The organism is Dermacoccus sp. GAS27A (assembly GCF_044909235.1).
Classification (GTDB): Bacteria; Actinomycetota; Actinomycetes; order Actinomycetales; family Dermatophilaceae; genus Dermacoccus; species Dermacoccus nishinomiyaensis.
The window spans coordinates 254,790-281,779 of sequence record NZ_JBIYDW010000002.1 but is presented as its reverse complement, the minus strand read 5'-3'; the positions used below and the strand labels follow the sequence as shown (position 1 = coordinate 281,779).

Below are 26,990 nucleotides of genomic sequence, written 5' to 3'. Positions count from 1 at the left end.
CCTGTCGGCGGTGCCCGTCAACAACGCGGACAGCGCGACGGTGGGCCACCCGTCATGCAAGCCCGCCGTCGGACGATCTGGTCGTGCGCAGCGAGCGACTGCTTTCTGACGCCGCACCACCCCCCGTCACCTCGTCCGACGGCTAACAGAGACGGCGCACCTTGAGACACCCGGCCCCACCTGCGAATCTCGTCCACATTCGCAATGTCCGTCCACCTTCGCGAACCGCGTCCCCATGTGCGGTCCTCTGTCACATCGGCGATCTTCGTCCACGTTCGCGTCGTCGGCCCCCGTCACGGATGTGGACGAAAATCGCAGATGGGTACAGACCGGCGGCGCCAAGAAGACGAGCGTAGGGGGACACGCCCCGGCGGCCGAGCCGGCCACGCCAGGCCGATTTCACCGCGCGGACGACACCCGGCGGGCGGCGCCGAACGTCAGCCCTGCGAACCGCGCCACAGGCGCATGGCGACGACGAGCGCCCCGACGAGCGCCGCAGCCATGAGGCACACCGCGACGGGGTGGGCGCCGGTGCTCGCCATGCGGATCAGGACGACGGCCATGACGGCCAGCGAGATGCCGACGACGAGCGTCACGATGAGTCGTTCCGCGAGTGAGATCTTGCGGTGTTCGTGGTTCATCGTGCACCTTTCACCTGCTGACCTCGCGTTCGGCCGAACGCCCCCGAGGCCCTGCGCGCCGACCCCACCGCCACCCGCCCCGCGAAAGCACCGCCGGCTCCGGTCATGGCGGGGCAGAGTCTCACGGGGAGGCACACCCACCCATGAGGGCAGCGCCGGCTCGCCTCACCGGCAACCTCTAGAATCACGGCGTGAACGAACAGCCCGCAGAGGACGACGACGCCCGTGACGACGCGTCCGTCACACCTGAGCAGGAACAGCTGTTCGCCGAGACCGCGATCGATGCCGAGGACATGGCGACGACGTTGCGCGTCATCGGGATGCTGCACGAGCTGCCCGCGGGCCACCCCGACATCGAGACGGTGAAGCGCGCCGCGGGCACGATGTACAAGCGGGTGCGCAAGGCGCGTCGCGCGGAGGCGAGGGCTGCTGAGCTCGGCCCGTTGCGCGAGCAGGACGCGAAGGTGCTGGCGTCGACGGCGACGGGTTCGCCGCTACGCATCGACGACGAGACGAAGGGAATCCCGTTGACGTCCAACGTCATCGGTGAGGTCGCCGGAGAGCTCAACACGCCGCGCGGGTGCTACATCTGCCACGCCAAGTACACGACCGTCGACGCGTTCTATCACTGGTTGTGCCCGAACTGCGCGGCGATGAGTCACGCGAAGCGTCACCAGCGCGTCGATCTGCGCGGCAAGCGCGCCCTGCTGACGGGCGGTCGCGCCAAGATCGGCATGTACATCGCGCTCATGCTGCTGCGCGACGGCGCGCACCTGACGATCACGACGCGTTTTCCCCGCGACGCCGCGCGTCGTTTCGCGGAGCTCGCCGACTCACCGGAGTGGATCGACCGCCTCAAGATCGTCGGCATCGACCTGCGTGACCCGACGCAGGTCATCGCCCTCGCCGACGAGGTCGCGGCCGACGGCCCGCTCGACATCCTCATCAACAACGCGGCGCAGACGGTGCGTCGCTCGCCGGGAGCGTACTCGAATCTCACTGCGGGAGAAGATCTTCCGCTGCCGCGCGACGTCAAGCTGCCGCAGATCGTCCAGTTCGACCGCATCAGTGACGCTCACCCCGCGAACCTCGCCGGCACCCTCGCGGCCTATCAGCACACCCACGCCACTGACGAAGCCGAGCCCCAGCCCGACGCCGGACGTGACGTCCACGCGCCCGGCGTCACGCCCGCGGCCGGCCCGCTCAACCCGTCCGATGCTCTCGACCCGGCCCGCAGCGCAGCGGCGATGACGTCGCTCGCTCTGTCGGCGGGTCAGGCGAGCCTCGAGGCGCATCAGGCGGGTGCGGCCGTCGACGCGGGTGGCCTGTTGCCCGACGTCGTCGACACGAACAGTTGGAAGCAGAAGGTCGAGGAAGTCGATCCGCTGGAACTCCTCGAAGTGCAACTCTGCAATTCAACAGCGCCGTTCCTGCTCGTCAGCCGTCTGCGCCCGGCGATGCGTGCGGCCGTCGCGCAGGGGGCGCGGCGCGCGTACGTCGTCAACGTCTCGGCGATGGAGGGGCAGTTCTCGCGCCGTTACAAGGGCCCCGGCCACCCGCACACGAACATGGCGAAGGCGGCGCTCAACATGATGACGCGCACGTCGGCGGGCGAGATGTTCGCGACCGACAAGATCCTCATGACGGCCGTCGACACCGGCTGGATCACCGACGAACGCCCGCACCACGAGAAGCTGCGCATCGCCGAGGAGGGCTGGCACGCGCCGCTCGACCTCGTCGACGGCGCCGCCCGCGTCTACGACCCGATCGTCATGGGCGAGAACGGCATCGACCAGTACGGCGTCTTTCTCAAGGACTTCGCCGAGCACCCCTGGTGACGGGGGCGCTCAGGCGGAATCACTCGTCCGCCGGGCAGGGGCAGGCAGATTCTCGTCACCCACGCCCTCTGTCGCGAAGCCAACTAATCTGACTCCATGACCGACGACGAGCGCCTTCAAGCCGAGCAGCGTGCGCGCAGGCTGATCGACGAGCAGCTCACGCGGGCCGGATGGGTCGTTCAGGATCTCAAGGATCAGGCCCTTGGCGCGGCGGTCGGCGTCGCCGTCCGTGAGGTGACGATGAAGTCGGGGCATGGACGCGCCGATTACCTGCTGTATCTCAACAAGGGCGTGGTCGGCGTCGTCGAGGCGAAGCCGATGGGCAAGACGCTGTCGGGGGTCGAGTGGCAGTCGGCGATGTACGCCCAGGGCCTCACTGATGCGCAGAAGCTGCGCGCGACGATGGTCGGCGGCAAGTTGCCGTTCGTCTTCGAGGCGTCCGGGTCGGAGACGCATTTCACGAACGGTTACGACCCGCATCCTCGCGCGCGGGCGGTGTTCAACTTTCCGAAGCCGGAGACGCTGCTCGCGATCATCGCCGATGCACGCACCAACCCCGACGCGCCGACGTGGCGCGGCGCCCTGCAGACCATGCCCGAGCTCGACGAGCGGGCGCTGCGTCCGGCCCAGATCACGGCGATCACGGGCATCGAGCGCAGCCTGCGCGAACAGCGGTTCGACCGCGCGCTCGTGCAGATGGCCACCGGTGCGGGCAAGACGTACACGGCTGTGACAGCTAGCTACCGGCTACTGCGGTTCGGCGGCTTCAAGCGCGTCCTGTTTCTCGTCGACCGCAACAACCTGGCCGATCAGACAGCGGCCGAGTTCGCCAACTTCCGTACGCCTGACGACGGCCGCCGCTTCACCGAGCTCTACCCCGTCGACAAGCTGAAGAGCGACGCTCCGGCCGATTCGGCGAGCGTCGTCATCTCGACGATCCAGCGCGTCTTCAAGACGTTGCGCGGCGAGAAGGTCCCCGCCGGCGACGACGCGATGCTCGACAGCCAGATCCCCGACAAGCCGGTGACCGTCACCTACAACACCGCCCTGCCGCCCGAGACGTTCGACCTCATCATCGTCGACGAGGCGCACCGTTCGATCTACGGGCAGTGGCGGGCCGTGCTCGAGTACTTCGACGCGCACGTCATCGGCTTGACCGCGACGCCCGGCAAGCAGACGTTCGCATTCTTCCGGCAGAACCTCGTGAGCGAGTACACGTACGAGGAGTCGGTATCGGACGGCGTCAACGTCGACTTCGAGATCTTCCGCATCGAGACGGAGGTGACGGCTGAGGGCAGCCGCATCGAGGCGGGTACGCATGTGCCGCTGGTCGATCGTCGGACCCGTGAGAAGCGGATGGCGACGCTCGACGAGGACGTCGTCTATACGCCCACCCAGCTCGATCGGATGGTGACGTCGACCTCGCAGATCCGTCTCGTCCTGGAGACGTATCGCGACAAGCTGTTCACCCACATCTTCCCCGGTCGCAGCGAGGTGCCGAAGACGCTCATCTTCGCCAAGGATGACGCGCACGCCGAGGAGATCGTGCGGTGCGTGCGTGAGGTGTTCGGGCGCGGCAACGAGTTCGCCGCGAAGATCACGTACAGCGCAAAGGACCCGAAGGGCCACCTCAAGGCCTTCCGCACGAGCTCTCAGCTACGTGTCGCGGTGACGGTCGACATGATCGCGACCGGCACGGACGTGAAACCGTTGGAGTGCGTCATCTTCATGCGCGACGTCAGCTCCGGGCAGTACTTCGAGCAGATGAAGGGCCGGGGTGCGCGCACGATCTCGAAGTCGGACTTCCAGGCCGTGACGCCGGATGCCGAGGCGAAGACGCACTTCGTCCTCGTCGACGCCGTGGGCGTGACCGAGCACGAGTTCGTGGCTCCGCCGCTCAACCGTGAACCCGGCATCAGCCTGGAGAAGCTGCTCAAGAAGGCTGCCGCGTACGAGCTGACGGAGGACGAGACGGCGACCCTCGCATCGCGCCTGGCCGCGTTGGAGCGTCAGGTGAGCGACGCCGAACGCGCCGAGCTGGACGACGTCGCCGGGCCGAGTTCCGATCTGGGCTCCATCGTGCGCGGGCTCGTGCACGCTGTGAACCCGGACGTGCAGGCGGCCGCCTCTGAGGGCGCGCCCGACCCGGCAGCGGCGGTGCGTGACCTCCTCGACGAGGCGGTGGCGCCGTTGGCCAACAACCCGGTGCTGCGTTCACGCATCATGGAACTGCGGCGGCAGCACGACCGCATCATCGACGAGGTCACGCGTGACACGATCCGGCGCGCCGAGGGGGTTTCGCGCGCCGACTCCGCGCTGGAGATCGTCGAGTCGTGGAAGAAGTACCTCGAGGACAACCGCGACGAGATCACGGCGCTTCAGGTTCTCGATGAGTTCAAGACCCACCGGGTGCCCTTCAAGGCTCTCGACGACCTGGCCCGGCAGATCGAGCGCAGCCCGCAGCGGTGGACGACCGAGAAGTTGTGGGCGGCCTACGAACAGCTGGACGGCGCCAAGGTGCGCCCGAACCCGCACGCCCGGGCCACCGACCTCGTATCACTCCTGCGCTATGCGCTGGACCTCGATGACGAGCTCGTCCCGTACGAGGACGTCGTGCAGGAGCGCTACGAAAGCTGGCTCGCGCAGCAGGCGCAGGCGGGCGCGACGTTCTCGGAGACGGAACGCTGGTGGCTCGACCGCATGCGCGACTTCGTCGTCACCTCGGCCGGCATCACGGTCGACGCGCTCGACGCGGAACCGTTCACCCAACGCGGTGGCATCGACGGCGCCCTGCGCGACCTCGGCGCCAACGCCGGCATTCTTCTCGAAAGCCTCGACAAGGAGCTCACCGCATGAACGTGCCTGATGGATGGCGGGCGGCCCTCCTAAGTGACGTGTGCTCGGTCGGGCCACGCGATCCCGCTCTACCAGAAACGGCGCCCTTCGTCCCGATGGACGCAGTGAAGGTGGGCGTCCGCGAACCCGCCTATTACGAGCCGCGGGGTAAGCGCGGCAGCATACGCGCCAAAGACAATGACCTGCTGTTTGCACGTATCACCCCCTGCCTGGAGAACGGGAAGGTTTCTCTCCTTCCGCCATCGAGTGGCCCCACCGGAGGAAGCACCGAGTTTCTGGTCGTCCGCCCAGGAACGAATGTCGACCCTCGTTATCTTTATCTCTGGTCCTTGAACCCCGCGGTCCGGGAGAGGGCTAAGGCAGAGATGACGGGGACAACCGGCCGCATGCGTCTTTCACGCAGCGCGCTCGGCGCCCTGCCGTTCCCTCACCCGCCCCTCCCCGAGCAGCGGCGGATCGTGGAAACGGTGGAGGAGCACATGGCCCACCTCGACGCCGCTGACGCCTCCCTCGCCTCCGCCGAGCAGCGTCTCACGTATGCCGAGGTAGCCCTTGCTCGCAGCTACTTCGATCGCGACACTGGGGATGGTTCTGCCTGGCGCTGGTCCACCATCGGAGATGAGTGCAGCGTTGCCGTGGGGGCAACCCCCAAGCGAAGCGAGCCTTCGTTGTGGGGAGGGGACATACCGTGGGTGTCGAGCGGCGAGGTGGCTTTCACTCGCATCACAGACACCCGAGAACACATCTCGGAGACGGCTCTCGGAGACCGTTCTAAGCGGTTGCACCCGCCGGGCACGGTGCTGCTTGCCATGATCGGCGAAGGGCGCACTCGAGGCCAGGCTGCAATCCTCGAGACCTGGGCGGCGCACAACCAGAACTGTGCTTCGATCCGGACAGCGGGGTCGTCGATCCACCCGAATTTCTTGTACCTGTTTCTCAAGTACAAGTACGCGGAAGTGCGGGCTGGCGGTTCAGGCGGAAACCAGCCAGCGCTGAACAAGGCTCGCGTTCGGGCCATTCCTATTCCTGTCCCTCCTCTTGCCGAGCAGCTAAAGATTGCGGCTGCGATGGAGGCCTGGGCTGAGCAGGCACACCGGACCACTTCGGCTATCGTCACCCAGCGCCGAAAGTCCGCAGCCCTACGCCGAAGTGTCCTCGCTGCTGCGTTCTCGGGGCACCTCACATCCACGACAGACCCGAGCGACCTGCTCCAGGAGTCAATCGCATGACCATTCCAGATTTCCAGTCGCTCATGCGGCCCGTACTCGCCGCGCTCGCTGATGGGGAGGTGCGTCGCAGCCGCGACGTCAAGGACGCGATGGTCGAGCAGTTCGAGTTGACCGCCGAAGAGCGAGCCCAGATGCTGCCGAGTGGTCGTCAACGCACCATGGACAACCGTGTGGGCTGGGCCACGACCTACCTGTCGCAGGCCGGGTTGATCGAGCGGCCGCAGCGCGGGCAGCTACGGATCTCTCCCGCAGGTCGTGAGGCCCTGCGACGTTTTCCGGAGCGTATCGACATGAAGGTGCTGGAGACGTACCCGGAATATCTCGCGTTCCGCGACCGCACCCGCATCAGCACCTCCAACGAGCCGAGCGCCATCACACCCACCACGAGCGTCCCGGAAACCCCCGAGCTGGACCGCGCGACGCCGAGCGAACTCATCGAACGAGCGCGCCGCACCAACCGCGCCGCGGTCGAGGGTGAAGTGCTCAAGAAAGCCCTCACACTCTCCCCGACCGGCTTCGAGGATCTCGTCATCCGCCTGCTGGAGGCCATGGGGTACGGGCGCGCCGGCTCGGTGGAGCGCACGAGCGCAACCGGCGACGCAGGCGTCGACGGCATCATCAGCCAGGATCCCCTCGGCCTCGACCGCATCTACGTTCAGGCGAAGCGGTACGCCGAGGACCGCCCCATCGACCGACCCCGCATCCACGAGTTCGCCGGCGCACTCCTCGGCAAGCAAGGCGATCGTGGCGTCTTCATCACGACCTCGCGATTCACCCAGGGCGCCCACGACGAAGCCGATCGCATCAATGCGCGCATCGAACTCATCGACGGCGCCAAGCTCGCGCAGCTGCTCGTCGTCTACGGCGTCGGCGTCCAGACCGAGGAGACCGTCGTCCTGTACGGCCTGGACGAGGACTTCTTCGAGAGCTTGTGAGCCGCCAGCAAGCACCGCCATTTTGGCGAGGCGGTGCGGGCAATCACCCCACGATCGTCGGACCCGCACACTCGAGAGTTTATCCAGAGTACAACTCACACTCTTACAACTGGAGTGTGAGTTGTACTCTGAGAGTGTGAGTTGGAATGAAGAGGAGCTCCTCGCGACGTTCGAGAGCCTTCGAGTGCGCAAGGGCGACTCGGCCTCTGTCGAAGTGAAGCGCGCAGAGCACGGCCTACCCGAGAGCTTGGCGGAGACCTCTTGCGCCTTCGCCAACATGCCGGAGGGCGGCACCATCATCCTCGGTGTCGACGACCCTTCCTTCGAGGTCATCGGTGTGCGCAACGCTGCAGAACTCGAGGCAGGGCTCGTCTCTCAGGCTCGGAACGCCATCACCCCGCCGCCTCAAATCCACGCCTACACCGTTGAGGTGCAGGGCAAGCCGCTGGTCGTCGCGGAGGTCGTGCCTCTGCGCGTCATGGACCGCCCCGCCACATACGCAGGCAAGGCCTACCTGCGTCAAAGCGACGGCGACTACGTCATGCACGAACACGAGTTGCGCATGCTCGATGTGGACAAGCTCCACGCCACCGAGCAGGTCGAATACGACAAGCGGCCAGTGACGGGCTTGACGCTGGCCGACCTCCAACCGGATCTCCTCTCGCAGTACCTCGCCAACACGCGGCGTTCCGACCCGCGGCTCGGAACGGCAACCGACTCCGACATTCTGCGCTGGACCGGGGTGGTCGTCACGAGCGGCGAACCCACTGTTGCCGGCCTGTACGCACTGGGCTTCTACCCTCAGGGAGAGTTCCCCGGCCTCAGAGTCACTGCTGCCGTACAGCTACCAGGCGGGTCGGACGAGCGCGCGAAGAACCTGGTCGACTTCACCGGGCCCATCCCCGTGCTGCTCAAGGAGCTCATGTCATGGGTGGAGCACAACGTCGATGTCGTCCGCCGCTATCGCGACGACGGTCACATGATGAGCGAACACGAGCTGCCTCTGCGCGCCGTCCGTGAACTCGTCGTCAACGCGCTGGTTCACCGCGACCTGGGCCCGAACACGCTGGATCTGGGCAAGTCGATCCAGATACGCCTGACTCCCACCGGTCTCTTCATCCTCAACCCCGGCGGTCTCAGGGGGGTATCGCGACAGCAACTCGAGAGCCAGGATCATGCCCAGGCGGCAGTGAACCAGCGGCTCTACAACATCGCGAAGAGGGTGCAGACCGACGACGGCGCGTCCATCATCGAAGGCGAGGGCGGAGGGATCCGCACCGTCTTCGCCGCAGCCCGGGAAGCCGGATTGCGACGTCCCACGCTGACGGATACCGGCGTTCAGTTCAAAGCCACATTGTGGCGTCCCGACAGGGAGCCACCCACGCCCCGCCCCACGATCCCTGAAAACCCGACCTCAATCGGTCCCGCCCACCACGCAGGGAACACGGGAACCATCTTGGCGGCACTCGCGCAAGGCCCGCTGACTGCACGACAGATCAGGGAGCAGACGAAACTGAGCAGGGGCAGCACCTACTACGCACTCAACCAGCTCAAGGACAGCGGCGCTGTCGTCATGCACGGAAAGCAAGGCGACCGCGGCACGATGTACGAACTCCGTCGAGGACAGAGTCCGACTCACACTCCGGTCAGACTCTGAGCGAGGCCTGCCCCCTCGCCTCATGACCGAAAGCCGCCGTGCCCGAGCGCGCCAGGCCATCCTCACTGGGCCGAACTCGTAACCGGCCCACGCGGCACGAAGGCACGCCAGCATCACTACCTGAAACATCGCGAATTGCGTGAAAAAGTCGCCCTACATCTTCCGTTAGACGGGAATCGAGCTAGCGAGTAGAGTTGTGACAGCACCGGACCGAGAGGCGGATGCATGGAACTGAGGTTCGAGGACGAGGAGTTGGAACGTCTCGCCTACGATCCGGCTTTTCGTTCCAAGCGTTGGCATCCCACTCTCGTTCGAGCGACACGCAAGCGTCTCCAGCAGCTCAACGACGCGCCCGATGAACGGACGATCCGCAACATCGCCGGCGCGCATCTGGAACAGCTCCACGGAGAGCGCGCGGGCACATCGTCGATCCGCGTGGATCGGCAGTACCGCCTCATCGTCCGCTTCGTCACGGATGAACACACGGGGCGCACCGCAGTCATCATCGAGCTCGTCGACTACCACCCCTGAGAGGAGATCAGTCATGCCCAAGCTGCTCGCAGAAGTATTTCCCCCCGGAGAGTTCCTTCAGGACGAACTGGATGCGCGTCAGTGGACGCAGGCCGAGTTCGCTCAGATCATCGACCGACCGGCGCAGCTCGTCTCCGAGATCATCAGCGGCACGCGCGACATCTCACGCCAGACAGCCGCCGAGTTCGGCGCAGCCTTCGGGCAGTCACCGCAGTACTGGCTCAACCTCCAGAGTTCGTACAACCTCTGGCTCGCAAGCCAGAGCGCCTCGCGCACGGACGAGCTCGACGCAGTGGAGAAGCGTGCCCTCCTGGCCGCTCGCGCGCCCGTCGCCGAACTGCGCAAGCGGGGCCTCGTCACGACGAAGGACCTCGACCAGACGATCGTCGAGGTGTGCGGCCTGCTCGGGATCGACGACATCCGCGACGACGTCCCGTTTCTCGCTGCGGCACGTCGCGCGAACCGCGACCATGACGTCTCACCCACCCAACGCACCTGGTTAGCCTGTGCTCGCCGAGCAGCCGAGGAGGTGCGGGAGGTCGCGCCCTACTCCCCTGAGCGGCTTGGTGAGCTGGCATCACGCCTGCCACAGCTCTTGAACACGCCGGAGGCCTTCGAGGATCTCCCGCACCTCGTCGCCGACGCGGGGGTTCGCCTCGTCTACGTCGAGCAGTTCCCGAGCAGCCACCTCAGCGGGGCGACGTTCCTCCACGCTGACGACCCGAACCAGCCCGTCATCGCGCTTTCCGGTCGAGGCAAGCGGCTGGACAAGGTGCTGTTCACACTGCTGCACGAGGTCGGGCATCTGCTCGAAGGGCACGTTGCCCCCGATGAACTCGTCATCGACGAAGACGGTCACGACGACCCTCGAGAAGCGGCAGCCGACCAACGGGCTGCTGCCTGGTGCTTCCCTGGCGGCCTCCCCCACTCTGCGGGGGCGATCCGCAAGCCATGGGTGGATCGAACAGCCGCGAAGTTCGGCGTTCACCCCATCGTCGTCGTCGGGCATCTTCAACATCTCGGAAGATTGGACTGGAGGACGAGCCTCGTCCGGGGGGCACCCACCGTCGTCGACCAGCTGGAATCCTGGTCAGCCAAGGCCTGACCGGCAGCTCTTCCACACGCCAGAACTTCCGCTCACCAGTCAAGGGGACGCATGACCACCGCACGGCAGCTCGTCGACAAACTCTGGTCGTACTGTGACGTCCTGCGCGACGACGGCGTCGGCGTCATCGAGTACACCGAACAGCTCACCTACCTGCTCTTCCTCAAGATGGCCGACGAACGCGCCAAGCGCCCACTCAAGGCCGAGCGAATCATCCCCGAGGAGTACTCGTGGGATCGACTCGTGCAGGCCACCGGCAACGATCTCGAACTCGAGTACACGCGCATCCTCAACGGCCTCGCACGCGAAGAGGGCGTCATCGGCACCATCTTCCGCAAGGCGCAGAACCGCGTCACCGACCCCGCGAAGCTGCGCCGCCTCGTCGTCGATCTCATCGGCAAGGAGAACTGGTCGCAGACGGGCACCGACATCAACGGCGACGCCTACGAAGGCCTCCTCGCCAAGGGCGCGAGCGACAAGGGCTCGGGCGCCGGGCAGTACTTCACGCCCCGCGCCCTCATCCAAGCCATCGTCGACGTCGTCGACCCAGGAGTCGACGACCGCGTCACCGACCCAGCCTGCGGCACGGGCGGCTTCCTCCTCGTCGCCCACGAACACGCCTCCGCGAACGTCAACGAGATGACGCCCAACCAGCGCCACAACCTGCAGCACTCGTTCGCGCACGGCGTCGAACTCGTCGACGGCACCGCTCGCCTCGCCGCGATGAACCTGCTGCTGCACGGCATGGGATCGAGCAACGGCGACTCACTCATCGACGTCCGCGACTCGCTGAGCGCCGACACGGGCGAGCGGTGGTCGGTCGTGCTCTCCAACCCACCCTTCGGGCGCAAGTCATCCGTCACGATGATGGGCGCGGACGGACGCGAGAGCCGCGACGACCGCGAGATCGAGCGACAGGACTTCGTCGCCACGACGAGCAACAAGCAGCTCAACTTCGTGCAGCACATCATGACGATCCTCGAGACCAACGGTCGCGCCGCCGTCGTGCTGCCCGACAACGTCCTCTTCGAAGGCGGCGCCGGCGAGACCATCCGCCGCAAGCTGCTCACCGACTACGACCTGCACACGATGCTGCGCCTGCCGACGGGCATCTTCTACGCCCAGGGCGTCAAGGCCAACGTGCTGTTCTTCGACCGCAAGATGGCGCGGCCTGGCCGGCCGTGGACGCAGAAGCTGTGGGTCTACGACCTGCGGACCAACAAGCACTTCACCCTCAAGCAGAACCCGCTGACACGCGCCGATCTGGACGACTTCGTCGACAACTACCGGGTGGGTGCTCGCGAGACGCGCGAAGAGTCAGCACGCTGGAAGGCGTTCACCTACGACGAGATCATCGCCCGCGACAAGGCCAACCTCGACATCACCTGGCTGCGCGACGAATCGCTCGAAGACCTCGACTCACTGCCGTCCCCCGACGTCATCGCGCGCGAGATCGTCGAAGACCTCACCGCAGCCCTCGCCGAGTTCGAAGCCGTCGCGACAGCACTCGAAGAGCAGCTGGGGCACACGCACGCCGGGGACACCACCGCATGAACGAACCCGGCATCCGTTGCCCCCGCTCATGGGGGACGACGGCTGTCGGGTGTGATGTGCGACCCGTCACGCGCCCCCGGCGTGCCCGATTCCGCGCCATCGCGCGCGAAGAGGGCGCCCCGCAGGCCGCACGGTCTTCCAGGCAGGGGCGAAACGCTTTGCTAGCGTCATGACATGACTGCCACCCCTGCCAGAGAGGGCTCTTCGACGCCTGCGGGCGCGTCGTCAGCCCCGTCAGGGCGCGGCGGCTCCCGCGGCGTCGTGCTGCGCGAGGACGCCTCGTCGCTCGTGTTCCTGTTCGCCGGTGCCTGCGCGATCACGATCGCGGCGACGCGCGCGTACCTCGTCCTGACCGACTACCCGCGGGTCGGCGGCGAGGTCTCCCACATCGCGCATGCCCTCTGGGGCGGGCTGCTGCTGACGATCGCGTGAAGCTCGGTTCGCTCGCGGCGTCGATGTACCTCGCGTCAGCGGCCGTCGGTGTCATCGCAGGCATCCTGTCGCTCATCGCGTTTCGTGCCATGAGCGCGAAGCACCAGAACGTCGAGCGTGCGTTCCGCTACGGCTCCATCGCGATGGTCCTCATGCTCGCCGTCGCCAACTCCCTGCGCGCCTACACGAGCCAGTTCGAGATCCTGCTCGAAGCCGCCCTCCAGGCCCTCGCACTGTTGACACTCAACCTCTGGGCCCGCGCCGAACGCGCGAGACAGGAAGCAGCCCGCCTCCCAGAGACCCCCCATCCCGCAGCGAACGCAGAGCACGTCGAAGGAGCACCCTCAGCATGAGCACCCCCACCCGTCACCACCCCGCGGTGGCGAACGACCACGGATGGCTGCCCAAGCTGCTGGGGCTGCTCGTCGCCCTGGGCGGCGTGTGGTCGCTCGTGTCGATCCCGCTGCCGCGCAGCGACTTCGCCGACTGGGTCGACGACCTCTTCGCCGTCGTCGGCGTCCCCGCCGGCCCGAGTCTCTTCCTCGCCCTGTGTCTTCTCATCACCGCCGCCGCTCTGAAACGCGGGCTGCGCGCCGCGTGGGTCGTCGCCCTCGCCGTCCTCGCCCTCCAGTTCGTGGCCTGCGCGATCGTCGCCGTCAGCATCTGCACGGACAGCCTCGACGAGGAAGTCGACGACATCACGATCGCCCTCATCGTCGTGACGACGATCGTCACCGGCGCATGGCTCGTCCTGCTCGTCATCCGGCGCAAGGACTTCCCGGCCCGCATGCGCTCAGGCTCCCTGCGGCGCGCGATCGGCACGCTGCTAGCCGGTCTGCTCGCCTGCATCGCCGTCATCTTCATGCTCTCCTGGGCGGCCCCCGGCGACCTGCACGGCGGTGAGCACCTGTGGTTCTCGATCCGCAGCGTCACCGGCATCTCCATGCCGCACGGCATCTCCGACGGCGCCAACGGGCCCCACTGGCTCGCCGCGTTCGCCGGCATCCTCGCCGCCGGCGTGCTGCTGCTGACGGTGTGGCGCTACACCGAATCGGCCGAACGCTCCGAGGTGCAGTCGGCCGACGACGAACTGCACGTGCGCCGCCTGCTCGCGCTGCACGGCAACCAGGATTCGCTCGGCTATTTCGCGACGCGCCGCGACAAGTCGGTCGTCTTCGCCCCCGACGGCGAGGCCGCCGTCAGCTACCGCGTCATCGGCTCCGTCTGCCTCGCCTCTGGCGACCCGCTCGGTGCCCGTGAGTCATGGCCCGCCGCCATCGGCGCCTGGCAGGCCCTCGCCCGCGAGCACGCGTGGCGCTCCGGCGTCCTGTCCGCCTCGGAGACGGGTGCGCGCGCCTACGTCGAGGCCGGGCTCAAGGCCCGCCCCCTCGGCGACGAAGCCGTGGTCGAACTCGACACGTTCAGCCTCGAAGGGCGCGCGATGCGCCCCGTCAAGCGCGCCGTCGCGCGCGTGCGTGAGGCCGGCTGCACCGTCGACGTCGAACGCCACTCGCGTCTCGACGCCGAGACGCTGCGCCAGATCACCGAACTGTCCGAGAAGTGGCGTGGCGACGAACCCGACCGCGGCTTCTCGATGGCCCTCAACCGCCTCGAGGACGCGACGGACGGCCGCTGCGTCGCCGTCCTCGTCCGTGACGCACAGGGTCAGATCGTCGCACTGCAGTCGTTCGTGCCGTGGGGCATGCGAGGGCTGTCGCTCGACCTGATGCGCCGCTCCCCGAAGGCGCCGAACGGCGTCAACGAGGCGATGGTCGCGGCGCTCGCCGACGCAGCGTCCGACCTCGGCGTGCGCGACGTGTCGCTCAACTTCGCGATGTTCCGCTCCGTGTTCACCGGTGCCGACAAGGTGGGCGCCGGCATCGGCGTGCGTCTCGCCGACCGCATCCTGTCGATCGGCAACCGCTTCTGGCAGCTCGAATCGCTGTACGAGGCGAACGCCAAGTACCTGCCGCGCTGGGACACCCGGTTCGTCTGCTTCGACTCCGTCGGCGGCCTGCCGCTCATCGGCATCGCCTCCGGCCGCGCCGAGGGCTTCCTGCCCGGCCACGCACCGCGCCCCAGCCACGACGCGGACACGATCGTCCACCTGCCCGACGGCACCGAGGCGCCGCTGGCGCAGCTCGTCGCCGCGCAGGACGAGGAGCTGCTCACGCCCGCACGACCCGTGCAGCGCCTCACCGAGCAGCAGCGCGTGCGCCACGCCAAGCTCGACGTCCTGCGCGAAGCCGGCATGGAGCCCTACCCCGTCGACGTGCCGTACACGATGACGGTCGATCTTGCCCGCAAGGCGATTGCCGAAGGCAACGAGGTGGACGCCGGCGTCGTCTCCCTCAGCGGCCGCGTGCGAGCGCTGCGCGACCTCGGCGGCGTCGTGTTCGCCGTCATCGAGGAGCACGACGTGCGCCTGCAGGTCGTGCTCGAGGCGGGCGCTGTCGATCCGCAGTTCATGCGGTTGTGGCGACGCACCGTCGACGTCGGCGACCACGTCTCCGTGACGGGCACGCTCGGCCACAGCCGTAGCGGCGAACCGTCGCTGCTCGCGTCGTCGTGGTGCATGGCGTCGAAGTCGCTGCGCTCCATCCCCAGCGACCACACGGGCTTCACCAACCCCGAGGCACGCGTGCGTCAGCGCTACCTCGACCTCATCGTCAACAAGGATTCGGCAAATCTGCTGCGCGCGCGCTCGCGGGGCGTCAGCGCTCTGCGTCGCGCGTTCGAGAAGCGCGGCTACATGGAGGTCGAGACGCCGATGCTGCAGGCCGTGCACGGTGGCGCGAGCGCGCGACCGTTCCGCACGCACATCAACGCGTACAACGCCGACCTGTACCTGCGCATCGCGCCGGAGCTGTTCCTCAAGGAACTCGCGGTCGGCGGCATGGACCGCATCTTCGAGCTCAACCGCAACTTCCGTAACGAAGGCGCCGACGCGACGCACAACCCGGAGTTCACCTCCGTCGAGGCGTACGCCGCGCACGGCGACTACAACACGATGCGCGTGCTGACGCGCGAGCTCGTCCTCGAGGTCGCCACGGCCATCCACGGCGAGCCCGTCGCCGTCCGCCCCGACGGACACGGCGGCGTCGAGCGCCTACGTCTCGACCACGAGTGGCCCGTCGTGCCCGTGCACAAGGCGGTCTCGCAGGCGACCGGCACGACGCTGACGTCGAACACGCCGCTCGAGGAGGTGCGCGCCGTCGCCGACGCGCACGACGTGCACTGGGCGGAGACGATGACGGCCGGTGAGGTCGTGCTCGAGCTGTACGACGAGCTCGTCGAGGGCCAGACGACGATGCCGGTGTTCTACACCGACTTCCCACTCGAGACGTCACCGCTGACGCGCACGCACCGCACCGACCCGAAGCTGTCGGAGCGCTGGGATCTCGTCGCGTTCGGCGCCGAGATCGGCACCGCGTACTCGGAGCTCGTCGACCCCGTCGACCAGCGCAACCGCCTCACCGAGCAGTCGTTCAAGGCCGCCGCCGGCGACCCCGAGGCGATGGAGGTCGACGAGAACTTCCTCGCCGCCCTCGAGTACGCCATGCCCCCGACGGGTGGGCTCGGCATCGGCGTCGACCGCCTCATCATGATGCTGACGGGCAACAACATCCGCGCGACGCTCGCGTTCCCGTTCACGCGACCCAACGAGGGGCAGTGATGGCGTAACCGTCGCCCTGCCGCCTTGTTCACAGCGTGGCGCGCATCGGTCGGCCAGGAGCACTCTCCTCCTCGACGGGTGCGCGCCACGCTTCGTTCGGGGTGTGGGATGTGGACGGGTCGGGTTGCGGCGCGGGTACGTCGAGCCGCGGCGGGGTTGGGGCTTTGGTGCGGGGGCGTCGGGTCTGGCGAAGAGCCAGCCTGAAGGGCCGATGCGGATAACGGTGCGGTGAACGCCGCGCGTCATTGCGCCGAAGTGCAGGTGAATGGGTGACGATGGGGGCATGCGTGACATCTCGGCGACCGACGGGGACGCCGACCGACGACCCCCTGCGCCGCGTGACCCTGTTTCACGGGAAACCACGTCGGGCTCCGCCGCACCGGATGAGGCGGCATCGGCCGACGCGCCATCCGATACGGGCGGGTCGTCGCTGCCCGGATATTCGCTGACGGACGTGCTGTTGCACGGCCCGGTGCTCATCGCGCAGGGGCGTCAGGTGCAGCGCGACGTGCCGCGCCTACCCGGTGCGGCCGGGCGCGAGGGCGTCACGAGCACGATCTGCGAGCACCACGCCGAGCGGGACGGTCACGAGCCGCATCTCGTCGTGCTCGGAGACAGCGTGGCCGACGGTGCCGGCGTCGAACACCATCGCGACTCGATCGCGGGGCGCCTCGCGAGCCGCATGTCGGATCGGCTCGAACGGCCGGTCAGCTGGCACGTGCTCGCCCGCTCGGGCGCCGACGCCCGCGACGTCGCCCACCTCACCCAGCCCGCGAGCGCCCAGGCGCAACTCGCGCGCGCTGACGTCGTCGTCATCAGCGTCGGTGTCAACGACGTGAAGAACCTGCGCACCGAGGAGGCGTGGCGCGTCAGCCTGACGAAGCTGCTGACCCGCGTGACGGCGCTCGCCGGCGACTCCCCCGTCGTCCTGCTCGGATTGCCGCCGATCGAAGCACTGCCCGCGATGCCGCAGCAGCTCGGTAATGCCCTCGGCGGGCGTGCACGTCGGTTCGAGGCGATCGCTGCGGCGATCGTCGCGGACTACCCCACCGTCCGCCACGTACCGCTGACGAATCCGAAATGGGCGCGCGACAAGGCCTTCGCCGACGACGGATTCCATCCCTCGCCGTGGCTGCACAAGAAGCTCGCGAAGGAGATCGACGCGCTGCTCGCGTGATCGGCGTTCGTGCGCGCACGGCGCTATCGGACGCGGGCCGAAGCGACCACGCCCGGCCAGGTGAGTCACTTCGTGCTCGTCGAGTCAGTCCCGACTGGCGCAGCGAGCACCATGTGACGCAGCCGGCCGGGCCCCTTCGGGATGCGGCCCGGGAATGAGCGAGGCCGGGGCCCGCGTTGACGAGTGCGTGAGTGATTTCGACGCCGCCCAGAACACCGACCTGCGATCCCCTGACGAGACCTCCCACTCGGCCGGCTCCTTCGCGAAGAAGGCAGCCGACATTCCGCTGTCGATCCTCGACCTCGCGCAGGTCGGCAGCCATGAGAGCGTCGGCGACGCGATCCGCAGCAGCGTTGAGCTCGCGCAGCGGGCTGAGGCGACGGGTCGCTTCGAGCGCATCTGGTTCGCGGAGCACCACAACATGAAGCACATCGCGTCGGCGGCGACGTCGGTGCTGCTCGCGCATGTCGCGTCGCAGACGCAGACGATCCGCGTCGGCTCCGGCGGCGTCATGCTGCCGAACCACTCGCCGCTGACGATCGCCGAGCAGTTCGGCACGCTCGCCGAGCTGCACCCCGGCCGTATCGACCTTGGTCTCGGACGCGCGCCCGGCACGGATCAGCGCACCTGGCAGGCGCTTCGACGTGACCCGCACGCGAGCGACCGCTTCCCGCAGGACGTCGTCGAGCTGCAGGGGCTGCTCTCCGATACGAGCCCGCTCGCGGGCATCGAGGCGATCCCCGGCAAGGGCACGAACGTGCCTCTCTACATCCTTGGCTCGAGCATGTTCGGCGCGAAACTCGCTGCGGCACTAGGCCTTCCGTACGCGTTCGCGAGCCACTTCGCACCCGATCAGCTGCAGGCCGCCGTCTACGCCTACCGTTCGGAGTTCAAGCCGAGCGCCCAGCTCGACGCGCCGTACGTCATCGCCGCGCTCAACGTCGTCGCCGCAGACACCGACGACGAAGCGTCCGCGATGTACGAAAAGGTGCTGCGTTCGCGCGTCGAGATGATAGCGACGCGCTTCGGCGTGGCCGATCGCGACTTCACCGACGCCGAGCTCGACATGCTGCTCGACTCGCCCGCCGGCCACCAGGCCAAGCACATGCTCACCTACACCGCGATCGGCGGCCCGGAGCGCATCGCCGCGTACCTCGAACAGTTCGCCGAGCACGCCATGGCCGACGAACTCATGATGACGAACTCCGCCCGCGGCCTCGACGCCCAGAAGCGCGCACTCGAGATCGTCGGCGGGATTCGCTGACGAACCCGCCCGGCGAGATTGGTAGCGGACAACGGCTCGGGCCCGACCTTCACGAGATGGCGGGTGACTCACAGGTAGGCAGGCAACTGGCCGCTTACCTGTGGGTTTACCCGCCATCCTGCATGGCGACGCCGCGACGTCACCCGTTCAGGTCGGCGTGGTCGCGCTCGACCTGGTCCGCACAGTCCTGCGCGTACGCGGCGAGGGCCTCGTCGAGATCCTCGGCACCCTTGAGGTAACCCCGAAGCGCTGACGGGTGGAGCGTGCGCGTGTGCCCGCGCGCGAGGATGACGGCGCAGACCTGGCCGAAGTCTTCGAGCATCTGCCCGGCGAGGTCGAGCGGATCGATCGAACCTTCGCGTTGCGGAACTGCCGCAACGGTGACGCGGGCAGGCGCCCCTCCTGCGTCGAAAGGACGTAGTCGACGGCATCACGCTGCTGTGGCTGCGACAGCGCTGAACGAGCGATATCGGTCGGGGCAACACGTTCGGCGGCTGCGCTCGGCGTCGAACTGCGCCTGCGGTGTGAGTTCGGCTGCGTCGGCCGAGGGGTCGAGAGCGATGACCATGCCGTCATGTTCGCGCTGCCGCGCCACGGCCATCGGGCCTGACTCGGAACGCTTGACCTGACGACTCGATGCCCGCAGGGTCGCCGCGAATGGCCGCTATCGGTGGCAGATGCCAGGATGGCGAGCATGACTTCCGTCGTCTTCGTCTGCTGGGGAAACATCTGCCGCTCACCGATGGCCGAGCGCGTCGCCGCGAAGTATTTCGCCGAGCACGGGCTCGGTGACGTCGAGCTGACGAGCGCCGCCACGTCGCGCGAGGAGATCGGCAACCCCATCGACCCGCGCGCCGTCCGTGAACTCGAGAAGGCCGGGTACGACGCGTCGAACCACGCGGCGCACCAGATCACGCGCGACGAGATCGACGCCTGTGACCTCGTCGTCGCGATGGAGGACATCCACCTCGAGCGCATGCGCGACATCTACGGTGGCGAGCTGCCCGACCACGTCGTCCTACTCACCGACCACGACCCGCAGGCGAACCCCGGCGACGGCGTGCCCGACCCCTGGTACGGCGGCCAGGACGGCTTCGTCACGACCCTCGCGACGATGGAACGCGCCATGCCCGGCCTCGCCGACGCGGTTCGCACGATCAAGCAGAGCTGACGAAGCTCAGCACACGAGGTCGGTCTGCACGAGCGGCCCGGGGGGGTGCTGCCCGGCGTGCCCGACGACGTGCCGTCCAACGTCGCGATGACGCGGCGGGCGTACGTCGGGTCACCCATCGCCTCGACGAGCAGCTCCTGCCACCCGAAGTTGGTCGAGCTCGCCGTCGCCTCGTCAAGACCACCGATGAGCAGCGCGCCGGTGGCGCGACGCTTCGTGCCGACGACACGCTGCTCCATCCCGACGGTAAGCCCGCCCGGCGGCTGCCGGCCTCGAAACCTGTCGCGACGTCACCGCTCGCGGGCTGCCATTGGAGGTGACGACGCATGACGTCGGCGTCGGCGTCGGCGATCGAGCCGGCGGCGCCGCGATCGTAGAGACGGACGAGGTCGTGGGCGCTCGTGCGTGTGCCGTTGCCCTGGGCCCGCACGCGCAGCCGCTTGAGCGCCGGCGCGTGGGCGCCGTCAGCCGGGTAGTACCAGCGCTCCTAGTCGCGCAGGGTGACGCGCGCGTCAGGATCGAGTCGGCCGCGGCTCACGGCCTCCGCATACGTGGCGAGGTGGAGCGCCTTGATCGCCGACGCCGACTGCTGCGGCGAGCGCGCCGGGAGTGTCGCTCGACAGGGCTGCGGTCATGGCGTCGCGGCGCGAGGGACCACGCGATGGTCATGTCACGCGAGCTGTTGCGCCGGGGAACTTTGGAGGCGCACGCTGGGTTGTACGAGTCAAGAGACCCATCGACGCAGGGAGACCACGATGTCATTCATGGACAAGATCAGGGCCAAGGCCACCGAACTCGGCCTCGACGAGAAGGCCGCCCTCGCCAAGGAGAAGGCCGCCGCGGCAGCCGACGCCAACCGTGACAAGATCGCCGGCGCCGTCGACAAGGCCGGCGCCACCGTCGATTCGAAGACGGGCGGCAAGTACAGCGACAAGATCAGCAAGGCTCAGGGCGCTGCGCTCAAGGGCGTAGACAAGGTTGCTGAGCAGGGCGCCGGGGCAGGCGCGGCAGCAGGTGCGGGCGCCGGCACGACGACGGGTTCGTTCGGCGAGACGGCCGTCGGCTCCGAGCGCGCCTACGACGCCGACCTCGCGGCCGGCGCACAGGACAGCGGTGAGACGGCGACGCAGCGCGCCGTCGGCCAGGACGGCATGTCGGCGGCTGATGACCAGTCGCGCGGTGAGAACCCGGTCGAGCGCGCCATCGGCGCCGACGCACCGTCGTCGTCGCTCGACCCGAACACGTCGTACCAGGGCGAGGGTCTCGAGTCGGCCGGCTCCGAAGGCGACTTCGGTGGCGAGCGCCGCGCCAACACGAACAGCGACGGCGAGACGCCGATGCGTCGCGGCGGAGACGCTCCGCAGAGCTGACGCGAGCGCGCGACGCCCGCGGTGGGCGGCACTGAGCGACATTCCCCAAGGTGGTGGTGCCGGGTCTCATGGCAACCTGGCCCCACCGCCCCACTCGGATCTGCCCGCGCCGTGGCAACGTCCGTCTGCCGAACGAATGCCCCTTTGGGGGCACCGCCAAGGGATGAAACCATGGCGGGCATGGACCCCCGGATCAGCCTCGCGCCGCACATGTGGGACGGCCAGCACGAGCTGCGGTGGTCGATCGAGCGCATTGCCGACGAAGCCCTCGACCGCGCGGGCGTGGAACTCGACCCGCGCGGCTACCTCATCGGCATCCCTGACGGCGACGATGCGCTGCCCGTCCTCGTCGAACCGCAGCGCGACGCGTTCGACGTCACCCGCCTCGAGAATTTGCACCCGCACTTCACGTCGCTGTTCGAGGAGCGTCGCGCGCGCATGTGCCCGTCGCGCACCGACGATGAGTCGACGGCGACCTGGCACCCCGACCACTACCTCGCCGCTCTGCGCGAGGGGTGCCGCCGCGACGTGATGCGCGAGGCCCTGACGCGTGCGGCGACGTTCGCCGACCGCGTCGTCCACGTCGGCATCAGCATCGTCGTCGGCGACTATCGCGTCTTCCCGGTGCTCGCGGTGCTGCGCGACCCTGCGAGTGAAGTGCCGCGCCTACGCACGACGCTCGCTGACGGCCTCGGCGTGCCCGGCAACTTTCCCGAGGCCGTCATCGACGACGTGCTGCGCGCCGCGAGCCACGAACTCGACCGCGTCCACCCCGGTTCGCTCATCGGCCTCGACGCCGGCGCGGTGCTGCGTTCGGCGGCCGACACGTTCATCAACGGGTGCGCCTCACGCGCCGGGCAGAAGTTTCCGCACGGCCTGCGCGACGCGTGCGACGCCGTCAGCGCGCAGACGTACGAGGGCCGCGCGAGCCTCGGCTCCGTCGTCCTCGCCCCCCAGGGGCACCCCGACGTCGCGTGCGAGGTGACGTTCGAGCACGACGTGCCCGTCGGCGTGCCACGCTCGTTCCGCAAGGCCCTCGAGATGACGGGCCCCGGCTTCGAGCTGCTGTGCGACGGGCGCACCGTCTACGGCATCGGGCGCATGCTCGAGGGGTACGCCCCGGCGACGGAGGAGGTCTTCGAGATCAAGGTCGTCGGCAACGGCGCGTGGGAGCTGTGGCACGCCGACACGCCGTTCCTGCGCGTCGACAACGGCGAGCCGAGCCTGCCGCGCGACGTCATCGACGTCGAGACGTTCGCGCACGCCGTCAACCGCGTCTTCCCCGACGCGCTCAGCGAGCACGTCGACGCGCTGTGGGGCATGACGCAGGCCTGCGTCCGGCAGCAGCACGGCACGATGCTCGTCGTCCACCCCGACGCGCGCCGCGAGGGGGAACGCCTGCTGCCGCAGGCCTACACGATCGAGCCCACGCACCTGGGCGCGCACGCGTTCGATGCGCTGACGAAGATCGACGGCGCTGTCCTCGTCAGCCCTGACGGCAAGTGTCACGCCGTCGGCGTCATTCTCGACGGCGCAGCCACCGGCACCGGCGACATCTCACGCGGTGCTCGCTACAACTCCGCCATCCGGTACCTCGCAGGGCGAGGCAAGGGCTCGATGGTCATCATCGTCAGCGAGGACGGGCGCGTCGACATCCTGCCGCACGTGGCGCGGCGCGTGCGGCGCGCGTCGGTCGAACGCGCCGTCGCACAGCTCGTGCGAGCCGCCGACGGCACGACCGACTACGAGAAGTTCTCGCGCCTCGACTCGCGTGCCGCAGCGCTCGAGTTCTACTTCGACGCCGAGCAGTGCGAGGCCGTCAACGAGGCCCGCGAGAGCGTCGAACAGCAGCGCTGGGCCGAGGAGCGTGTGCGCATGCAGGTCGTGCCCATCGCGCCGCACCCGGCCATGGACGACTCGTACTTCATCTCACCGGGAGCCGAAGGGCCCCCGGCCCCGCCGAACTGAGCGTGCCGGCCCGCAGCGGCGTCCCCGTTAGGCTCGGGGACATGAACCTCGAGAAAGTCGTCTTCGGCTTCTTCGTGCTGCTGTCGGCCACGATGAACTTCGGTTTCTTCATCGGCGACATGGCCGAGCCGAAACTGCACAACATCAACGAGCTGTACGTGGCGATCTTCGTCAACCTCATCGCGCTCGTGCTGAAGTTCGGCGACCGCACGCAGATCGGCGCCGTGCACCTCGCGACGTCGCTCGTCGCCGTCCTGCAGCTCGTCGCGGCGGCCGCGTACTACGTCCTGTCCGGCGGCTATCACAACAGCCCCGGGACGACGGCGAGCATCGTCAGCCTCTCCGGTGGCGCGCTGCTCGCGAACATCGTCTCGGTCGTCCTGCTCGTGTCGGAGACGATCTCCTACCGTCGCCGCTGAGCCATGAACAACCTGCTCGCCTTCCTCGTCCGACGCCCGACGCGGGACACTCCGCGCGTGCGGCGCGCCGTGGAGATCCCCGACGAGGCGCCGTCGACGGACGCGATCTTCATCGTCATCCGACGCATGCGCGCGCCGCTGATCTTCATCATCACGGTGTTCGCGATCTCCGTGCTCGGCCTGACGCTCGTGCCCGGCCGTGATGAGGCCGGCCACACGACGCACCTGAGCGCGTTCGAGGCGTTCTACTTCATCTCCTACACCGCCTCGACGATCGGGTTCGGCGAGATCTACCCGTTCACGACGCCGCAACGCATGTGGGTGACGGTGTGCATCTTCATGACGGTCGTCGGATGGGCGTACGCGATCGGAACGCTGCTGTCATTGCTGCAGTCGGCCAGTTTTCAGCACGCGCTCGCGATGCAGCGCTTCCGCACGAAGGTCAAGCGCATCCGTGAGCCGTTCCTCATCGTCTGCGGGTACGGCCAGGCGGGGCGTCAGGTCTGTCGCGAACTCGACTTCCAGGGGCGCCGGTTCGTCGTCATCGACCGGCACGAAGGGCGCCTCGACCGCATCATGACCGACGAGCTGCAGAGTGAGGTGCCCGCGCTCGAGGCGAACGCGAGCCTGCCCGCGGTGCTCGGCATGGCGGGCCTCGCCAACCAGCACTGCGACGGCGTGCTCGCCCTGACCGATGACGACACCGACAACCTCGCCATCGTCATGAACGCCACGGTGCTGCGCCCCGGCATGAGCGTCATCGCGCGCTGCACCGACGCGCGCGTCGAGGAAAGCATGCGCGACTTCGCCCCGAACGCCGTCATCAACCCGAGCGACCGCTACGGCGCCTACCTCGTGCTCGCGCTGCAACGACCCGAGACGTACCGGCTCGTCACGTGGCTGATGGACCCGCGCGACCTGCCGCTGCCGCCGCGGTACGAACCGAAAACCGGCGGGACGTGGGTCGTCGCCTCCGATGACGACTTCGGCGCCGAGGTGTCGAACGACCTGCATCGCGCCGGCATGCACGTCGTCATGGCCGACCCGGAAGAAGGCCACCCCGACGTCAGTGGCGCGAGCGGTTTCATCGCCGGTACGCGCAACGACACGACGAACCTCGCCCTCGCCGAGCACGCGAAGCTCGAGCGCAAGGACCTGTTCGTCGGCGTGCGCCAGCAGTCTGACGCGCGCGCGTCGATCATCACGGCGCTCGGCATCGACTCGGTGTTCACGCCCACCGAACTCGTCGCGCAGGAGAGCCTCGCGCGCGTCATCACGCCGCTGTTCTGGAGCTTCGTCGAATACGCGGTGACGCAGCCGGAAGAGTTCGCCGAGCGCCTCCTGATGAACCTGACGAACCGCTGCGGCGACGTCGCGAAGGACCGCGCGATCATCGACCTCTCCGCGGCCGGCTCGCCCGCGCTGCATCGCTGGCTGCTGCACGCCGAACTGACGATCGGACAGCTGCTCGCCAACCCCGACGACCGCGACTCGAAGCTCCCGCTCGTCGCGCTCATGCTCATCCGAAACGGTGAGCACATCTACGCACCCGACGACACGATGACGGTGACACCCGACGACCAGGTGCTCGTCGTCGGCCACCACTGGGGCCTCGAAGCACTCGTGCAGACACAGTTCAGCGACGCCTCCGCCGAATACATCGCCACCGGCGTGCAGGTGCCCGAGACGTGGGTGTGGCGGCGTCTGAACCGGTCGAAGCGGCGCAGTCGCTCGCGTCAGCCGGTGGGGTGACGGGGTTCGGGCTGGTCGTCCGGGGCTGACAGGCTCGGGGTCGTCGATCTTCGCCCGAAGACGCGTCGGATGTGACGCGATTCCGGGCAATCAGGCCGGGTGGTCGGGGGCCTCCCATTCGCGACGCAGCAGCGAGTAGAGGCAGGCGTCGACGAACGCGCCGTCGATGACGCCGTCATCGACGAAGTAGCCCTCTCGCCGGAAACGCAGCTTCTCGAGCACGCGGCCTGACGCGACGTTGCCGGCGAAGACGTCGGCCTGCACGCGGTGGACGTCAGGGAGGCTGAACGCGTGGTCGACGAGTGCACGCACCACTTCCGTGCCGATCCCCTGGCCGGCGACGGCATCGTCGAGTGCGTAGTGGATGCGCGCGACGAGATGCGGTGTCGGAGCGTCGTCCTTCGTCCAGGCGCGGGTGATCGCGAATCCGCAGTCACCGATCACGTGCCCCTCCCGTTCGACGACGAACTGGACCTCGGATCGTTCGTCGCTCGGCTTCGTCATGCGTTCGATGCGCCGCTGGAACTTCTCCCGAAGCTGCGCTGCGGCGAGGCCGCCGTGGCTGAGCCAGCGGTAGACGTTCGGGCGGGTGCGGTAGGTGACGACCGCGTCGATGTCGTCACCCGTCATGATGCGCAGGACCGTGCGCCCGGTGACGAGCGGGTGTCTCGGCGCTGAGGACGGAAGGGTGGTGCGGCGCTGTTCGCGGGGTTCGGTCACCGTCCTGTTGTACCGCGAGACGCCCGCCCGCTCTGCCCGGCCCCAGCCCGTGGGATCGGCTCTGGCGCGCCGCCCGTCGGCGGCGGCTGGCGAACGTGGACGAAAATCGCAGATGTGTACGGGGTGGGCGCCCTCGTGTGGTGGGGCAGGCCCGAAGGCGCATGATGCGCGGGCCGTCGACGAGGGCTGACGCTAGGCTGACGGGCGAAACGAACCGCCACAGAAAGGCATCATCATGTCGCTTTCCGAGAAGCTGCTGCAGCCGGCCGTGCGTCCCGCCGTCGCGAAGGATCTCGCTGCCACGATCGACTCCGAGGTCTCCGGCAAGAAGGGCCTGAGCGGCGCCGCGATCAAGACGGCGTACGCGGGCGCGAAGAAGAAGGTCGACGTTGCGTCGGCGCTCAACGACAACCTCGACCAGATCGTCGCGATCTTCGACCCGTACTGGGACGCCTTCGGTGGCCAGGGCGACTTCGGCGCATACCTCAAGGGTCGCGGCGACGAGGTGAGCGCCGACATACTCAAGATCGCCGATGCGCGCGCCAACTCGACGTCGCGCGACCAGATCGCGAAGGTCTACGGCACGTTCCGCGGCAAGGCCGCCGACATGATCAAGGACGCGCTGCCCGCCATCGGCGCGACGTTGCAGAAGCACGCCGCCTGACCGGCCCGCTCGACGCTCCCGTATCTGACGG

Annotated in this window: 21 protein-coding genes and 1 pseudogene; 19 read left to right on the top strand and 3 right to left on the bottom strand. The window is 68.2% G+C overall.

The features are described from left to right. Window positions 1–437 precede the first annotated feature (437 nt). A complete protein-coding gene (locus tag ABH936_RS03260; RefSeq protein WP_062256080.1) occupies window positions 438–641 on the bottom strand; it encodes a hypothetical protein in 204 nt (67 codons plus the stop codon). 191 nt (window positions 642–832) lie between these two features. On the opposite strand from ABH936_RS03260, the gene ABH936_RS03255 reads away from it, so the two are divergent. From ABH936_RS03255 to ABH936_RS03195, 13 genes are all read left to right on the top strand, one after another. Further along, entirely contained in the window at window positions 833–2,479 is a 1,647-nt protein-coding gene (locus ABH936_RS03255; RefSeq protein ID WP_062257413.1) for an SDR family NAD(P)-dependent oxidoreductase, read from the top strand. A 96-nt stretch (window positions 2,480–2,575) separates the two neighbouring features. Then, window positions 2,576–5,335 carry a DEAD/DEAH box helicase family protein gene (locus ABH936_RS03250; protein WP_404602628.1) on the top strand — a complete coding sequence of 920 codons (2,760 nt, stop codon included), beginning with the start codon at window positions 2,576–2,578 and terminating at the stop codon, window positions 5,333–5,335. Next, window positions 5,332–6,564, top strand: a complete 1,233-nt coding sequence (locus tag ABH936_RS03245) for a restriction endonuclease subunit S (RefSeq protein ID WP_083607287.1) — start codon at window positions 5,332–5,334, stop codon at window positions 6,562–6,564. Before ABH936_RS03250 ends, ABH936_RS03245 begins: the two co-directional genes overlap by 4 nt. Then, window positions 6,561–7,499, top strand: coding sequence for a restriction endonuclease (locus ABH936_RS03240; RefSeq protein ID WP_241725596.1), 939 nt, complete (start codon window positions 6,561–6,563; stop codon window positions 7,497–7,499). The genes ABH936_RS03245 and ABH936_RS03240 overlap by 4 nt, the downstream gene beginning before the upstream one ends. Window positions 7,500–7,635: 136 nt before the next feature. After that, window positions 7,636–9,156, top strand: coding sequence for an RNA-binding domain-containing protein (locus ABH936_RS03235; RefSeq protein WP_241725597.1), 1,521 nt, complete (start codon window positions 7,636–7,638; stop codon window positions 9,154–9,156). Window positions 9,157–9,381: 225 nt separating this feature from the next. Next, entirely contained in the window at window positions 9,382–9,687 is a 306-nt protein-coding gene (locus ABH936_RS03230; RefSeq protein WP_074046090.1) for a type II toxin-antitoxin system RelE/ParE family toxin, read from the top strand. Between the two features lie 13 nt (window positions 9,688–9,700). Then, the gene (locus ABH936_RS03225) at window positions 9,701–10,792 is read left to right on the top strand and encodes a HigA family addiction module antitoxin (protein WP_241725599.1); all 1,092 of its coding nucleotides are present in this window, start codon (window positions 9,701–9,703) and stop codon (window positions 10,790–10,792) included. 51 nt (window positions 10,793–10,843) lie between these two features. Continuing rightward, complete coding sequence (locus ABH936_RS03220) at window positions 10,844–12,346, top strand: class I SAM-dependent DNA methyltransferase (RefSeq protein ID WP_074046092.1); 1,503 nt, start codon at window positions 10,844–10,846, stop codon at window positions 12,344–12,346. Window positions 12,347–12,520: 174 nt separating this feature from the next. Next, complete coding sequence (locus tag ABH936_RS03215; protein WP_143181537.1) at window positions 12,521–12,778, top strand: hypothetical protein; 258 nt, start codon at window positions 12,521–12,523, stop codon at window positions 12,776–12,778. Next, on the top strand, window positions 12,775–13,131 hold the full coding sequence (locus tag ABH936_RS03210) for a hypothetical protein (RefSeq protein ID WP_062257424.1): 357 nt from the start codon (window positions 12,775–12,777) through the stop codon (window positions 13,129–13,131). Before ABH936_RS03215 ends, ABH936_RS03210 begins: the two co-directional genes overlap by 4 nt. After that, entirely contained in the window at window positions 13,128–16,454 is a 3,327-nt protein-coding gene (lysX, locus tag ABH936_RS03205) for a bifunctional lysylphosphatidylglycerol synthetase/lysine--tRNA ligase LysX (protein WP_404602627.1), read from the top strand. The genes ABH936_RS03210 and lysX overlap by 4 nt, the downstream gene beginning before the upstream one ends. Before the next feature lie 283 nt (window positions 16,455–16,737). Continuing rightward, a complete protein-coding gene (locus ABH936_RS03200; protein WP_171969859.1) occupies window positions 16,738–17,631 on the top strand; it encodes an SGNH/GDSL hydrolase family protein in 894 nt (297 codons plus the stop codon). 154 nt (window positions 17,632–17,785) lie between these two features. Then, complete coding sequence (locus ABH936_RS03195) at window positions 17,786–18,895, top strand: LLM class flavin-dependent oxidoreductase (protein ID WP_239303399.1); 1,110 nt, start codon at window positions 17,786–17,788, stop codon at window positions 18,893–18,895. 139 nt (window positions 18,896–19,034) lie between these two features. On the opposite strand, the pseudogene ABH936_RS03190 reads toward ABH936_RS03195, so the two are convergent. Then, a pseudogene (locus ABH936_RS03190) lies at window positions 19,035–19,268 on the bottom strand (DUF2252 family protein); the annotation flags it as partial. Window positions 19,269–19,589: 321 nt separating this feature from the next. Between ABH936_RS03190 and ABH936_RS03185 the strand changes: the two are divergent. The 5 genes from ABH936_RS03185 (at window position 19,590) to ABH936_RS03165 (ending at window position 25,575) form a co-directional block, all read left to right on the top strand. After that, window positions 19,590–20,066, top strand: coding sequence for a low molecular weight protein-tyrosine-phosphatase (locus tag ABH936_RS03185; RefSeq protein ID WP_241725602.1), 477 nt, complete (start codon window positions 19,590–19,592; stop codon window positions 20,064–20,066). 764 nt (window positions 20,067–20,830) lie between these two features. Further along, a complete protein-coding gene (locus ABH936_RS03180; RefSeq protein WP_338811655.1) occupies window positions 20,831–21,436 on the top strand; it encodes an antitoxin in 606 nt (201 codons plus the stop codon). 180 nt (window positions 21,437–21,616) lie between these two features. Continuing rightward, window positions 21,617–23,404 carry a hypothetical protein gene (locus ABH936_RS03175; protein WP_404602626.1) on the top strand — a complete coding sequence of 596 codons (1,788 nt, stop codon included), beginning with the start codon at window positions 21,617–21,619 and terminating at the stop codon, window positions 23,402–23,404. Between the two features lie 41 nt (window positions 23,405–23,445). Continuing rightward, window positions 23,446–23,823: a DUF6394 family protein gene (locus ABH936_RS03170; RefSeq protein WP_038569849.1), complete on the top strand. Its 378-nt coding sequence runs from the start codon at window positions 23,446–23,448 to the stop codon at window positions 23,821–23,823. 3 nt (window positions 23,824–23,826) lie between these two features. After that, window positions 23,827–25,575: an NAD-binding protein gene (locus ABH936_RS03165; RefSeq protein WP_404602625.1), complete on the top strand. Its 1,749-nt coding sequence runs from the start codon at window positions 23,827–23,829 to the stop codon at window positions 25,573–25,575. 90 nt (window positions 25,576–25,665) lie between these two features. Here ABH936_RS03165 and ABH936_RS03160 read toward each other — a convergent pair whose 3' ends face one another. Continuing rightward, a complete protein-coding gene (locus ABH936_RS03160; RefSeq protein WP_144708300.1) occupies window positions 25,666–26,295 on the bottom strand; it encodes a GNAT family N-acetyltransferase in 630 nt (209 codons plus the stop codon). Between the two features lie 235 nt (window positions 26,296–26,530). Here ABH936_RS03160 and ABH936_RS03155 point away from each other — a divergent pair, with 235 nt between their 5' ends. Next, a complete protein-coding gene (locus tag ABH936_RS03155) occupies window positions 26,531–26,959 on the top strand; it encodes a DUF6918 family protein (protein ID WP_006945141.1) in 429 nt (142 codons plus the stop codon). The last annotated feature ends 31 nt before the right edge of the window (window positions 26,960–26,990 follow it).